Source organism: Acuticoccus sp. MNP-M23 (assembly GCF_031195445.1).
Classification (GTDB): Bacteria; Pseudomonadota; Alphaproteobacteria; order Rhizobiales; family Amorphaceae; genus Acuticoccus.
Genome location: NZ_CP133480.1, coordinates 2,579,272 through 2,594,234 on the forward strand (window position 1 = coordinate 2,579,272; position 14,963 = coordinate 2,594,234).

Annotated in this window: 7 protein-coding genes; 4 read left to right on the forward strand and 3 right to left on the reverse strand. The window is 63.0% G+C overall.

Translation table 11 applies throughout. From position 1 onward, the window contains the following. Positions 1-57: 57 nt before the first annotated feature. Positions 58-3,000, reverse strand: coding sequence for a calcium-binding protein (locus tag RDV64_RS11970; RefSeq protein ID WP_309195152.1), 2,943 nt, complete (start codon positions 2,998-3,000; stop codon positions 58-60). 625 nt (positions 3,001-3,625) lie between these two features. Here RDV64_RS11970 and RDV64_RS11975 point away from each other — a divergent pair. The 4 genes from RDV64_RS11975 (at position 3,626) to RDV64_RS11990 (ending at position 12,378) form a co-directional block, all read left to right on the forward strand. After that, positions 3,626-4,663, forward strand: coding sequence for an FUSC family protein (locus RDV64_RS11975; RefSeq protein ID WP_309195153.1), 1,038 nt, complete (start codon positions 3,626-3,628; stop codon positions 4,661-4,663). A 290-nt stretch (positions 4,664-4,953) separates the two neighbouring features. After that, complete coding sequence (locus RDV64_RS23855; protein ID WP_375143745.1) at positions 4,954-5,073, forward strand: hypothetical protein; 120 nt, start codon at positions 4,954-4,956, stop codon at positions 5,071-5,073. Between the two features lie 1,246 nt (positions 5,074-6,319). Beyond that, entirely contained in the window at positions 6,320-7,717 is a 1,398-nt protein-coding gene (locus RDV64_RS11985) for a tyrosine-type recombinase/integrase (RefSeq protein ID WP_309195154.1), read from the forward strand. Between the two features lie 248 nt (positions 7,718-7,965). Then, complete coding sequence (locus tag RDV64_RS11990) at positions 7,966-12,378, forward strand: hypothetical protein (protein WP_309195155.1); 4,413 nt, start codon at positions 7,966-7,968, stop codon at positions 12,376-12,378. A gap of 129 nt (positions 12,379-12,507) precedes the next feature. Here the strand turns inward: RDV64_RS11990 and RDV64_RS11995 are convergent, their stop codons facing one another. Further along, entirely contained in the window at positions 12,508-13,053 is a 546-nt protein-coding gene (locus RDV64_RS11995) for a DUF6602 domain-containing protein (RefSeq protein ID WP_309195156.1), read from the reverse strand. Between the two features lie 32 nt (positions 13,054-13,085). Beyond that, positions 13,086-14,288 carry a HEPN domain-containing protein gene (locus RDV64_RS12000; RefSeq protein WP_309195157.1) on the reverse strand — a complete coding sequence of 401 codons (1,203 nt, stop codon included), beginning with the start codon at positions 14,286-14,288 and terminating at the stop codon, positions 13,086-13,088. Positions 14,289-14,963: the final 675 nt, after the last annotated feature.

Consider the following 14,963-nt stretch of genomic DNA (forward strand, 5'->3'; position numbering starts at 1 on the left):
AGGGCGGCGTTCCGGCGGATCAGCTGACGACGCGGGCGACCTCTCTTGGTCGGACACTCAAAGCGTGAAGGTTCGGACCGTGCCGTCTTCGCGTGTCAGTTCCACCGTCTCGATGTTCTCGACGTAAAGGCCGATCGCACTCAGCGTGCCGGACGAGGTGCCGTTCGAGACCCAGTCCGAAAGCTGTGCCTCCACTGAGGTTTGGTCGCCGGCTTCGGAGGCGGCCGAGAAGTTCAGCTCCAGCGTGTCGTTGTCGGCGCCGCCGTCGATGCGGCTTCCGTCGCCGTCGGTGCCGGCCACGTCGTAGACGATAAGGTCGTCGCCGTCTCCGCCGTTGATCGTGTCGGCGCCGGATCCGCCATAGATGGTATCACTCCCGGTATCTCCGTCGACGCTGTCGTTTCCTGCGCCGCCATTGATGACGTCGTCGCCGTCGCCGCCGCCAAGGGTGTCATTGCCCGTTCCGCCATCGATGGAATCGTTGTCCGCATTCCCATAAATCGTATCGTCGCCAGCGCCACCGAGGACGGTGTCAGCGCCGTCGCCGGCGAATGTCAGGTCCGCACCGTCGCCGCCGTCGACGGAATCGTTGCCGTCGAGTGCGTAGATCCGGTCATCGCCCGCGCCGCCAGCCACGGTGTCGTCGCCCGCCCCGCCGATCAGGAAGTCCCGACCGTTGCCGCCGTCGATGGAATCGTTGCCTTCGCCGCCGTTGATGGTGTCGTTGTCTTCGCCGCCGTCGATTGTGTCGGCACCCGCGTCGCCGATCAGGGAGTCTCCCCCGTCGCCGCCGGAGATGAGGTCGTCGTCGGCGCCGCCGTCGAGGGTGTCGTTGCCGATGCCGCCGTTGATGGTGTCGTTGCCGGCGCCGCCCTGGACTTCATCGGCGCCTTCGCCGCCGTCGACGGAGTCGTTGCCGTCACCGGCGACCACGAAATCGTCACCCGCGCCGCCGTCGACCGTGTCGGCGTCGTCGCCTGCGTAGATGGCGTCGTTGCCATCGCCGCCATCGATTGTGTCGGCACCCGCCTCGCCGATCAGGAAGTCTTCCCCGTCGCCGCCGGAGATGAGGTCGTCGTCGGCGCCGCCGTCGAGGGTGTCGTTGCCGATGCCGCCGTTGATGGTGTCGTTGCCGGTGCCGCCCTGCACTTCATCGGCGCCTTCGCCGCCGTCGACGGAGTCGTTGCCTTCACCGGCGACCACGAAATCGTCACCCGCGCCGCCGTCGACCGTGTCGGCGTCGTCGCCTGAATAAATGGCGTCATTGCCTTCGCCACCGTTGATGGTGTCGGCACCCGCCTCGCCGATCAGGAAATCTTCCCCGTCGCCGCCGGAGATGAGATCGTCGTCGGCGCCGCCGTCGATGGTGTCGTTGCCTATGCCGCCGTTGATGGTGTCGCTACCGGCGCTGCCCTGTATTTCATCCGCACCGTCGCCGCCGTCGACTGAATCGTTGCCATCACCGGCTGCGACGTAGTCGTCGCCAGTGCCGCCGCTCACTGTGTCGTTGCCGTCCCCGCCGTAGATTTCGTCATTCCCGTCACCACCATCGACGGAGTCGTTGCCTTCGTTCGCGTAGACTGTATCGTCGCCTACGCCGCCGCCGACAGTGTCGGCCCCCAGGCCGCCGAAGATCAGGTCGTCGCCTTCGCCGCCTGTGACGGCGTCGTCGCCTTCGCCGCCGTCGATAGCGTCGTTGCCCGCGCCGCCCCCGATGGTGTCGTTGCCCGCACCGCCGAGGATTGCATCAGCACCGTCGCCGCCGTCGATGGAATCGTTGCCCGCACCGCCATCGACGAAGTCGTCCCCCGCGCCGCCGAAGACGGTGTCGTTGCCGTCACCGGCGCCGATATTGTCATTGCCGTCGCCGCCGAAGATGACGTCGTTGCCCGCGTCCCCGTTGATCGTGTCGTCGCCGCCCTTGCCGTCGATGACGTCGTCCCCGGTCGTGATCGCGTCGCCGTAGGGGTCGGTGTAGCCGAGCATCATTTCGTCCGCTGCCGCGGTGCCGTCGACAATGCCGTCGGCAAATCCAACGAAGTTCTCGATGCCGGAATAGTTCACCGTGACGGTGTCGCCGTCCGCACTCTCGTACGTGAAGGTGCCGGAGTAGGAGCCGGTGCCGTCGTCGATGGCGTCGCCGATGATATAGAGGTTGGTGAGGCCGGTCCCGTCGAGGATGTCGCCGGCATTGCCATTCGCGGCATCGGCGGGACTGCCGTTCGTTGCATCGTTTCCGCCCGCCACGGTGATCGTGCCGACGCCCTCGGTGAGGGTGGGGTCGAAGCTGAAGAGGTCGTCGCCGCCGCCGCCCGTGGCAGTGTCGCCCGCTGCGAGGATCAGGGTGTCGTCGCCGCCGCCGCCGTTCAGCGTGTCGGCGCCCAGGCCGCCTGCCAGCGTGTCCGCACCCGAGCCGCCCGTCACCGCGTCGTCGCCGGCGCCGGCGAAAATGGTGAAGCCTGCGGTGTCGGCCGCGCCATCGACGGTGTCGTCGCCGCCCGTCAGAGTGAAGGCGTCAATGTCAATGAAGGTCACGGGCTTTGCGCCGCCGTCAATCGTGCCTTCGCTGTCGCCGGTGAAGACGATGTCGAGAGGCCCGCCGTGCTGCGACGCATCGACGGTGTTGCCGGAGTAGCTATAGTTGCCCTTGCCGTCCCAAAGTTGGGACGTATCGCTGGATCCGCCGCGGATGATCAGTTCGTCCGAGAGGTCTGTCGCGAACTGAGCCTGGTCGCGGTACTGCGCCTCGATCCCGAACAGGGTCAGGACTTCCTGGGCGGCGTTGTAGAGCGTCACCTCTGCACCCTCGATATACCGAAGGTGTTCCGTCAGATCGACGACGTCCTGCGATGCGCCGGCGATCCCGGATTGGCCGTTCGCCTTCGCCGCATTGGCGGTATCGACAGCCCCTTTCGCCAGGATGTTGGCAAACTCGTTGCGAGGTTGAGGCTTTGCGACCTGGATCTCAGGTCCGTGTGCAGACGCCGCCGTGCGGAGCATCGACCTGGCGGAAGACTGCAGCGGATCTGTCTCTCGGTCGGCCCCTGCCGATGTCAACAAGCTCTGCGGCCCGCTTTTCGCGTCCGACGGCGCCAGAAATTTTCGCGAAGTTTCCGCGACATCTGTCGGCGCCAATAAAGAATACGGAGCATCACGCCCCTTGTCTTTCAGTTCCTGATGAATTGGGGCGGAGACTCGAAGTAGAGGGCTATAGTTGAACCCTAAAATGCTTACCATGTGCCGCTTGCCCCATCATACTTTAATGCATCCGTACAATGTCGGGCTGGCGATACTCGTTTCGTTGAATATGATTGGAACAGGTATTCGAGCAATCTCCAAAACGACGTGCATAGGGCAATTCTTGTTCGTGTTAACTGCGCTTATGGAAACGTCGCGGCAGCACGGCCTGGTCCCGCCCGCTCAGGCCGTCTGCGAAGCATAAAGCTGAATTCATAAAGCCTGCGGGCCCTTCACAAGATCCACGGTTCTTGCGCAGTAGACGATGACCGCCGGCATCGAAGTTTCGTGGGCCCCCGACCTGGCGCTGCGGGGCAAAGCCCGGCTGGAAAACCTCGCGCCGAAATGATGCCGGTGGCAAAGTGCGGGTATTGTGGGAGACAGCCGCTTGAGCGCTTCAAGGAAAAACTCTGAGGTGGCGCGGGCGCGTCCCGATCCCGCGCCGAAGCCGGACTATCGCTCGCTTGAATTCTGGTTGATCGACGGCGATGCGCGTCCCTGGAAACAAGCCGCCATCAATGTTGTGGCCATCCTCGGGCTTCCGGTCGCGCTGGGCTTTCTGTTCGGGCCGACTGTGGCGATCGGCGGCTTCCTCGGCGCGCTCCCGGGCACGATCGGGTCGCGACGCTGCGGCCCGCGCAATACCGCGCCGTTCGTGATCCTGTCGGGTCTTGCGGGGTTGCTGACGCTGCATTTCAGCGCCTTCGCTCCGGCCATCGGTGCAGCGCTTGCCATGGTCGCCGGCCTTGCGGGCCGACGCGGGATTTCTGCACCAGCAATCTTCTCGGTCGTTGTCTGGACGATCTACACGAGTTCCCTTGTTCCTGCGGAAGATGGCCTGCAAGTGGCCGCGGCTCAGCTCGGCGGACTGTTGTGGAGCATCGGGGTCGTCACGATATTCGGCACCACCGGAGAAGAGACCGATTCAGCGCCGTCGCGCACCTATGCGATCACGTTCGGCGTGCTGTTCGCCACCGGCATCGCTTTTGCGACGTGGGTTGCGCAGAACATACTGACGCAGCACGGGTTCTGGTTCCCGCTGTGCCTCGCGCTCCTGAGCCTGCCACCGCATCATCGCTATTTCACGCGTGCCCTGAAACGCGTGATCGGCACCGCGATCGGCAGTCTGGCGGCATTCCTTCTCAGCGATCTCGACCCGCCGACCCTGTTGGTGACGGTGGCCGCCATTGCCGGTTTTCTTGCCACGCAGCGCTTGATGCCCAGATCTCAGCTTATCGGTTCTGCCGCAATCACCTTCGCGCTCGTCCTCTTCATCGGCGAACATTCGCCTGTTTCGCAAATCGCCATCGCGCGGCTGCTCGATTTCGCGGCCGGGGCGGGGCTGGCGATGGGTCTTGCTCTATGCGGTGTCGCGGTCTTGCGCCTGGCCGACAAGGATGCACTCAGGGCCTTGCAGCAACGATAGGCGCGCGGGGGCGGGGCGAGAGAGCCCGGTGCGGCTGGGTGCTCCCAATGAGTCCGACGGTGTCCCCATGGTTTCAAGCCACTGCCGGGATCTGCTGATCGGTTCTATCCCCGGTGGCGACGAAGGCAGCACCGCACTCAGAGACCGTTTGAGAAAGGGACTCCGTTTCGCGCGGGTTCGTGATTCACACTCTAGATGTGGACCAAACGAACGCGAAGCCGGCTGGCTGCCATCGAACGCAAGACCAAGCGATATCGTGCGACCTGACGGATACGGGTTGGGAGCGGATCGTGCCGCTGCTGCCGACGCAGGGCCGGCGGGGGCGCAAGCACGTGACGGACCTACGGGAGGTACTCAATGCGATCCGCTACATGGGTCCGCTCAGGCGGCGGCTGGCGCATGTTGCCTAAAAACTTCCCGCCCTGGCAGGCGAACTATTGGTAATTTCGCCGGTTCATCCGGCTAATGCTGTTCCGCACCATCCACGACACGGCGCTGATGGTCGACCGCGAGCAATCCGGTCGCGAAGTCGGCCCCCGTGCCGGCGTGCTCGACAGCCAGCCGCGGTTTCGAGCAACGCATCTGTGTCACCGACGCCATGATCCATGCCCAGATGGGTGGCCTGCTCCTCCGACGCATTAGCGACTGACCGAAATTCCCAAATAGACTCTAAGCGGAACAACAACGCGTCGGGCCTCGAGTTTAATTTAAAGTGCTTTCGGCCATAACATCAGACAAAGAGAGTTAGTGGATGCAAAGTGTTTCTCACCTGCACGAAGCACTCAACGTTTCAACTGCCTCTCGGGATCCGCTCAAGCTGAAAAGCATAAGATAGTTTCGTGTTGCATTATCGGAACATTCGTTGGCAGTACTATTTTTAGTCTCGCATGTGGCTGGAAATCGCACTGAAAGAACAGAGCCGGCTGATATTTGATCCAATAGTTCTGGGGTCGCACCAGAAGTCAGTGTGCTATTCGGCAGCGCAATGCTTGGGTAAGAGAATTTCAATTTGTGAGGTTCGCTAAAGTTGTCGACTTGTATCAACCAAACCGCTTCCGGTAAATCTCCAGCACCTCCAGAGCCGTACCAGCCAAGCAATAATTTTGGTGGCTGACATATAAGCAAAAAGCAGAAATCATTTACCGGACCTAAATCGCACGTAAACGCCGCCGAACCCCACCCCGAATTCAGATTGACCGCCCATGGGTCGGTCTGAGCCCAACTGACAGTCGGAACCAAAAGGCTGAGGAAGATGCTGAGTAGCCTGACAATTGGCATTATTTTGCTCTAATTGGAGTCTGAGTTTCTTTCAAGTATGCGAGGCGCTGTTTTCACTTTAGTGACGCAGAAAAGGTTCGCACAGGTATTTTTCCGACCCCCGAGCTGCGGAGCCGCGGCCTTTCATTCAGCGTTGCGGCAAGCTGACAGAGAGATTGCTGCCATCTGTGCTTATGCATCAAAAGGTGAGTTGCGGCTAAGTAATTGTTTTTACTGATTTCTGTGCGCATGGCTGGGGCGGATGGCGCCTCAGACTGCAACCGTATAACCTATTGATACGCAGTAGAATCAAAGGCTTGCAACCGGATTTGGGTCTGCGCTATGGGTCTGGAATGGGTCTGAACTAGCATTCTCAGCAGGCCCGGTGGAGGGCCTCACATGGCGGCAAGGGATCGCCGATATCTCGAACTCCATGGCGGATCGTGGAGGGTGGCAGTCAACGTCCCGAGGGACTTGAAGGACCATCTGGGCTCGAAGGTGAAGCGTCCTCTCCGCACAGACAGCCTTGAAGAGGCCAATCGCCTCAAGGGCCCTATCGTCTCAGAGATCCTGACGCTCTTCCAAGCCACCCGGAAAGGGATTGGCCAGCAAGCTTTCGACGCGAAGCAGACCGCTCGCGAGGACGCGCTGGCACTGAAGGCCTGGGTCGATGAGGCGGTCGACGACGACGACGAACACGAGATACGAAGCCTTGTGGTCTCCGACCACGTGGACGCGATCCTCGGTCAGCCCATTGGCACGGATCGCCACGGGGATCCGATATATCCCGAAGATCGTGATCAACGGGCGAGGACGGTACACGCCATTGCAGCCATGGGGCTGATCCCCATCGACAGCCTGCTGGCCGACTATCACGCACAGCGCGGGGACTATAAGGCCCGCACCAAGCTCGATGATGTCCGAGCGATCAAGTACCTCACCGAGTGGTGCGAGCGAAACAACGTCGTGCCGACCATCTCGCATATCGACCGTAGAACAGCTGGTCGCTTCATAGGCGATCTCCCTGCCTTGGCCGCGAGCGCTCAGAAAGAAGCTGGCACGAGGATCAGCAATCGGACATGCAACAAGTATATTTCCCGCCTATCGTCCTACTGGATGTGGCTGGTGAACCGGGGCCAAGCGAAAGCCAACATCTGGCGGGGCCAGTCACTCAAGGAGGAGACGCGTAGGGAAGGGCAAGTGGAGCGGCCCTTCACGGACGCGGAGATCAGCAAGCTGTTGAGTGGTGCCCCCGCACGTGGATCCCTCCTTCCGCTCATGAAGATCGCGGCGCTCACAGGGGCGCGAATCGATGCGATCGTGCAGCTCAAGGTGTCGGACGTGGAGGGCGGCTGTTTCCGCTTCCGTCCACAGAAGAAGGAGAGATCCTCTAGGCTTGTTCCGATCCACAGCAGCCTCGAGGCGATCGTTGAAGAGTTGGTGAAGGGCAAAACGCCAGTGCAGGATCTGTTCACCAAGCCCGATGGGTCACCTGAGTATCCAGAGCTTGAGCCGGGAGACCCTCGTGAGCGATCAATGCCGGCGGTGAAGGCCTTCACGCACTACCGCAGGAAGGTCGGCGTGGATGAGCAACTCCCCGGCCGCCGCCGCTCCCTGGTAAACTTCCACTCTTTCCGTCGATGGTTCGCGACCAAGGCGGAGGAAGCTGGGCAGCCGCTCCACATCATTGAATCAGTCACGGGCCACACCAGGCAGGGAACACTTGCTGACCGATACTCGAAGGGCCCGTCGCTAGAGCAGCGCAGGGCGTGTGTCGAGGCGGTTAGGTTGCCGTAGGTGCCACGGTGCTTAGGAGAAGACTAGCCCGGAGTGCCCGTTATTTCCAGCGTTTCTGCGGGGTTTGGATGCCCGGACGGAGGCTTTGTGTAGCACCGCTGTGGGGTCCCTTCAAGAGACGAAGCGATAGCCGTTTCGAGCGCGAGACCAGCGATTATCTTTGCTATCGAGCACACACCGTCGAGGCCGTTGAGATGCAGGCAGTCCTGCTTGGAACTTGATGGGGCGCCTTGTAGTCTCTTGGGGACATGACGACCGGCAAACCCAAGTTCATCGAGCTCGATCGCGACTTCGTGTCGCTCGACGCCGCGCGCCGATACGGCTTGGACGATCTGGACATGCTTGGTCTGCTGGGGTCGTCGGCCCTCAAGTGGGCCAATCTGCTGGAGCGTAAGCGCGTCGTGGTGCTCGCGGGCGCCGAGAGTGGCAAGACCCAGGAGTTCCGTGAGCGCGTCAGCGTTTTGCGCGGCGCCGGGTCGTTCGCACAGTTCCTGACCATCGAGCGATTGGCGAGCGACGGAGTGGAGGCGTCGCTCAACATCACCGAGCGGGGACGGTTCGCAGCTTGGCAGGCAAGTGACGCGCCGGGGTGGTTCTTTCTGGACTCCGTCGACGAGGCACGGATCAATCATCGTGACATCGATACGGCGCTCAACAGGTTCGCGATCGCGCTCGGAGCCGGATTCGACAGGGCACGGGTGTTACTATCGTGCCGGGGATCGGCTTGGGAGGGAACGGCGGACCTCGAGCGATTCACCCACACGCTTCCGGTTATCGCGCACCATGTAGCCCCGGTTCCGGTCGATCCCGACGAGGCGCTATTCGCAAAGCCGACGGACAATGGCAACTCAGACGTCGTGCATAAAGGGGAGGATGACGCGGGCAGCCTCCACGACCAGGTGCTCGTCGTCGCGATGTCGAGCCTCAGCGCGGCCCAGCGCATTACCTTCGTCTCGGGGCTGAAGAACGTCGAGCCCGGCCGTTTCCTTGACGATATCGTGAAGCAGGGACTGGAGCGATACGCTGAACGTCCGGGCGACCTGCGCGCGCTGGCTCTCTATTGGGCACGGTACGGCAAATTCGGATCACTCACCGACATGAGCGAGTTCGCTATCTCTGAGCGGCTGATCGAGCATGATAGGATGCGCGAGGCGGCCAGGCTCGTCACGGACGTGGACGCCCGCGCTGGCGTCGAGCGGCTGGCTGCGGCGATGACACTGGCCAAGACGATGGAGCTCGTGCTTCCTACGGACGAAGCTGACACCGGCGACGGCGTCGATCCGTACGCAGTGCTCGCGGACTGGAGGCCAGACGACGTCACGGGTCTGCTGCTTCGCGGCGTCTTCGCACCGGCGACGTTCTGCAGGCTGCGGTTCTATCACCGATCCGCCCAGGAGTATCTCGCCGCCTGCTGGTTCCTGAAGCTCGACCTGCCGGATTCCGAGCTCTACGCAATCTTCCTCGCGGAGGTCTTCGGGATCTCGACGGTTCCTCCATCTCTGCGCGCGGCCGCCGCGTGGATCGCAGGAAAGCACGTTGGTCTGCGCGACCACCTGCTCGAGCGCGAACCTCTCGTCCTGCTGGCGGCCGGCGACCCCGGGTCGCTGTCGATACCTGACCGTGTCCAGTTGCTAGAGACCTTCGCGGAGCAGCAGCGCAAGGGGCAGTCGCCGTTTCGCTTCATCGACCACCGGTCGCTCTGGATGTTCGCGGATCCGGCTCTCGCAGCGAGTATCAACGCCGCATTGGAGACCAACCGGCGCCCCAAGTTCCAGCTCGAGATGGTGCAGATTGTGGAGCTTGGGGCGATCGCTGGTTGCCGGGACGCCATGCGCCGGATCGCCCACGATGCCGGCGGCAGTCCCTATCTGCGGGTCCGCGCCGTCAGCGCGCTCGGCATCATTGGCGACGATGCCGGGCTCGCGGAGGTCGCCATGCGCTTCAAGTCTGACCCCGGCCCGCTCGATCGCACGCTCGCTCCAGCGTTCGCGCAGGCGCTTTTCCCCAAACACCTGACTATAGACGAGGTGCTGACGGTCGTTATGCGGACGCGTCCGGCGCGGCGTTATCAGGTGGAGGGCTTCCGTGACGAGCTGGCCAGCATCTTCGACTCCTGCCGATTGCTCGCCGATCAGGAGACGCTCGTGGATGGGCTTGCGGCTCTAGCGTTCGAGCCGCCCCTAGGTGACTGGCCTGCCGTATCCAGGCGTTACGCTACCCTCGTCGAGCAACTGGGACCGCTTGTCCGCGCCGCGATCCTCGCGTTCGACGGCAAACCGCATCGCCCGGGACTGATCAGCCTGATCCGCGCTGTGGCGATGGAGCGCGAGGATCGCCACGAGGGACCGACGCTCCGTTCCCTCGTCGCGGCGAGGCCCACGCTCAAGCGCGCGGTGTTCCTCGCTGACATCGCGGCTGAAGTCGCGGCGGAGAAGCGTCCTGTCCGGCACATTGGTCAACTGGGATGGTTCGACCACCTGGCCTGGCAGGTGGATGACGGCGATGCAGGCTGGCTCGAGGACCTCCTGGCCAGCGGCGAGGAATCCGAACGTCTGGTCGCCCTTGACGCGCTCTACCGTCTGTCGCGCCAAGATAATTCAGTGATCGATCTCGACGCGCTCGCCAGGCGCATCGCCGGTGATGCGGGGCTCTCGGCCGTTCTCGCCGACGCGCGCAAACCGTTCGAGCCGACGCCGGAGATGCTGAAGCGTGAGTCCCAGATGACGGAAACCAAGTTGCAAATGGAACGCCGGCAGGCCGCGGCATGCGATGGACTCCGGGCGTTCCGGGCCGGACTGCAGGCAGATCCGGGTCAGCTGCATGACGAAGGCAAGCTGGCCAAGTGGCCTGGGGCGCACCCGCTCGCCCGGCTGACCGAATGGCTGCGCGGCCAGAAGTTCGGCAGCGGCTACGATGGCGCGGCGCTGCAGTGGCGAAAGCTCGCACCGGCTTTCGGCGACGAAGTTGCAACAGGCTACCGCGACGGCATGACGCTCTTATGGAGACTGGTCCCTTCGGAACGCCCCAAGATCGACGGAAAGGGCCATCAATCGCGATACGACGTCGTCCTCTCCTTCGCGGGCATCGGGATCGAGGCCACGGAGAATCCGGATTGGGCGGACGCGTTGAAGCGCGACGAGGTCGTCCGCGCCGCGGAGCACGCCTGCCGCGATGGGCAAAGCATTCCGGCATGGCTGGACACCTTGTTGCAATGTCATCCCGAACAGGTAGCGCCGATTGTGCTCGCCGAGATGTCGAACGAGTGGAAGCAGTCACAGAATTACACACCATTCCTCGAGCGTGCGTCGCAACGGATGGCGTTGGGGGCGCGGCTCCAGCGCGGGCTGACAGAACTGATATTAGGTCCTGCTCCGCGCGACGTGGCGCGGATCTCAACCGCTGCCGAGATCGTCGGACGGCTGGATCTGACGCGGCAAGAACGATCCGCTCTCCTGCGTTTGTCGGGCAGCCGCATCGCGAATTTCCGTAAGCGGGGCGACTGGATCTCGATCGGTCCGTATTTGCGTCTGCGGTTCCGGCTCGATCCTGCCGCCGGCGTGGCGACACTCGAAGACCTGTTGGGCAATCTCGAGGCCGGCAAGCACTGGCACGAAGCGTTCTCCCTGATGCGGTCGCTGTTCGACCGGCACCGCGGGTCGGTGGTCGATCCGGCCGTGCTGGGCCCGGACGTGCTCGCGAGGCTCGCCGAACGGACGTATTTGCTCGAGCAAAGGGCCACCAACTCGCCGTCCGGGGACGAGGAGGATGACGACAGTTCCTTCGACATTCACGATCCGCGCGAGGCGTTGCTTTCGAGCCTCGTGAGACTCGAGGGCGAACAGGCATACTACGCGGTGGTCCGTCTCGCGGAGCGGCCGGTGATCGCGCGGATCGCGCACCATATACGCGAGCGCGCGCGCGAGATCGCCGAACGCGCGGCTGATCGGCCGAACTGGACTGAAGCCCAGGTGCGCGCGTTTGAGACCCGGAAACTAGCGCCGATAGCCAACGGCAGCGATCTGCTCACACTGGTCTGCTCGCTTCTGGACACCCTTGATTGGGAGTTCCGCAAGGCGGACATGTCTGAACGCGCAGTGGTCGAGACGGCCAAGGATGAGGAAGCCGTCCAGGAGTGGCTCGGCACGACGCTCGCCCGCATGGGCGGCGGGCGCTTCCGGTGCGATCGAGAGACGCAGGTCGCCGCTAACCGCCGCCCCGACATCACCTTCACCGCGACACAGGTGCAGGTCCAGGTCGCGATTGAGGTCAAGCACAACGAGAAGGGATGGACGATGCCGGACCTCAGGTTCGCGCTCGCGACCCAGCTGTCGGAGCGATACCTCTATCCGTCTGGCCGGCGCCATGGGGTGCTGGTCATCACCAACCACCGCGACGCGAAGTTCTGGCGAGATATTCGCTCCGGCGAGCGGATCCGGTTCGGCAAGGCCATCGAGATGCTGCGGGCCGAGGCGGCTGGTATCACGTCCAACTCCGCCGGGCCTATCGAGGTGGCCGTTCGGGGTCTCGATGCCTCCCCCGGTCGTCGCCGGGTCGCCAACGCCAAGAATGGGCGGAGGTCGTCAGCGACGAAAAAGGACGTAATCGCACCGAAAGTGCGCAAGGCCGCCGCGAGTTCGGCGGCAAAAACGCGGAAGGTCTAGAGTATCAATCTGGCAACGGGTCGGCGCCCCCGCTGCTTGCTTCGACTCGAGCATTCAGCTTCGCCTCGTAGTCGACCAGCTCGTATTGCCCGATTTGGTCCATCCGCGCGAATAGCCAGGACAGCCGGGCTACGTGGCCGTTCGGCGCGCTCCGGTTTCCGCTCCCAAGATCGCCTCGATCTCATATCTGCGCATTTCGCCTATGTTGTCCGCGCCGTGGAGGCGGCGGCTCGCCCGCATCGTCACGGTGTGGAGCGTCCGGATCACGCGGTGGTCGATGCGGGACGATGCGGCATCGTGGCGAGGGTAGCGCCGAGCGTGAGCGCGGCGGAAAGCGGAACGGCGGCGGCGTGCAACGTGCGGAGCTCTTTGCCGGTCGGAGTGCTCTTGATCTCGGCGGTGAGTGAGCACGCAAGCCTCAAGGGGAAATGTGCCTGCGTCCCTGATCAGCACGGGCAAATGCACACCCCGGTCCGCGACCACGACGCTGTTCTGGTTCGACGTTCCCCCGTATGCCGAAACGATCTCCCCGGTGCCTATCGCGCAGCCGGGCGGCAGGAGCAGTTCGAGGAGTTCTCGCACCATGAGCTCCCATAGCTCCCCTTTTAACCCGCTGTGATTGACCTTCTGAAGCGAGCGGGCGACAGCGACGGCGATCGCGGCAAGATTGATCATCAGGACTGGTAGGGGCATGCACCATGCTGCTCCTATGACTTGGCCGCCTTCATTGGCGTAGGCGACCCGTCGCCGCCGAGGGTCAGGTTGGCCCAGATCGGGAATCGGCCGTGTTCGAGTATTGCGCGCAGCACGCGGCGGACCAGCTCATCAGCGGCGTCGAGGTCGACCTTTGACTTGGGAGAAAGGACGCCAGTGTGCACCGCCTGCGAGCGTGCGGTGTAGAGGCGCTTGGTCTCGGCGAAGATCGTCTCCCGCTCCGATGGGTTTCTGCCTAGCAGCCAGGCCGCGCGTGTCCCGATCTTGTGCGTTATCTCGGCATTACCCTCGCCATGCCCGTGCATGAGCGCGATCTCGGACGCGATTCCCAGTTCGAGAGCGCGATCGACGGGCGAGCTGGCCAGCCTTGCGCGTCCGAGTCGGTCGATGGAACGCGCCAGGCTGTCGAGTTCGTCGAACGCGGCCAATGCGCCGTAGATCCGCTTCACGTCTTGGGCGGCCACCGGGCGCGAGAACTTCGGGTGTGCCGCGAACGGGCGGCCTGCTGAATTTCTCTCGCGGGCGACGAACAGCGCGTCACGGTGCGGCTCCAGCACGGTGAGCGGGAGTTCGACCGGTCCGTTGCTGGCCAGCAGGCAGGCCAACCGCGCGCGCGCCCGGACATTATCCCGTTCGGGGGACGGAGGTGCGGTATCGCTCTTCCCCGGGCACTCACGATCATCGGTGCTGCGCACGTGGAATGCCGGGGTAACTATGAAGGTCTGCCGAAGTATGGCCGTGCCTGTCGGGAGGTGGACCGACTGGAACTGCGATAGGAGCCGCAGCGCCTCTAACGGGTCGTCCGATAGCGTCGGGACAATGGTGATCCCACTTCCCAGGTCGCAGATCGCGTCGATCTCGATGCCAAACACCGGCGAAGCGTCCACGTAGGAAGCGGAGTTGGTAGCGACCTGAGCGTCGAAGGTAGCGAAAATTTCATCCGGTGCCATCTTCTCGACGAGTCGGTCGATGACCCATTCGCCCGTTCTGGCGGTCGCCCGTACATGTCTACCGTCGCCCGTATGGATCCAGAGGTCGCGATGCGAGCTGAAGGGCGGCACACGGCCCAGCTGATCAGTCAGGCGGGCGGACGCCCCATCACGCCACAGCGCGTAATGCTTCGCCCTCTTAATGCCGGCGAGTTCGCCCGCGATGAGGCGGATGTATTCGATCGCGGTTGCGTGCTGCCCATTCATGCCGTCAAATTATACGCGCGATAAGCCCGGTGTCGCGGTGCAATCTGCGCCGTTCCAAGTTTATGCCCGTCAGCCGGGCTTGGCGAACCGTGGCAATCCATCGGCAATGCGCGTCTCACGTTTCGTCGGCAGCCGGTTCGGACTGCTGGACATCGAACACCGTCGATTGAAAGTGGTGATGCTCGCCGACGTCAACGATCCACTCGGGATGCTACTCTACGCCTGTACCGGGGAAGGTCCATCGGCGCATTCGTGTCGCCCGTAACGGTTCGCTAAGCGGACCGGATGCTGTGGCGTCAGCCGGCTGACACCCATCGGCTGTCAAAGTTACAATGGTCCTGAATATCGGAATATAAGCGGTCACTGACGGCCGCCATTACGTACAAGCCGATAGTTTTGGGTCAGAGATGCGAGCGGGTATCTAGACAAGAGCTTCTGGCGCGTGTCCCCCCCCGTGCCCCTGCGCTTCCTGATGTCTACCGGCGAGGCGTAGAGCCGGGGGGAATGATCCAGATAATGTATCGATGTCTCGATCGGCGGATCCAACCGATCAAACGGTCGTGCATGCAGCTCCCACTCCTGAACCATCGGCATGGCGATCGAATTGAGGAGCGCTTAGGCACCATTAACTGAGACCTCCTCACAAGAATGTCCGCTAGGGCATACTCCAGTGGA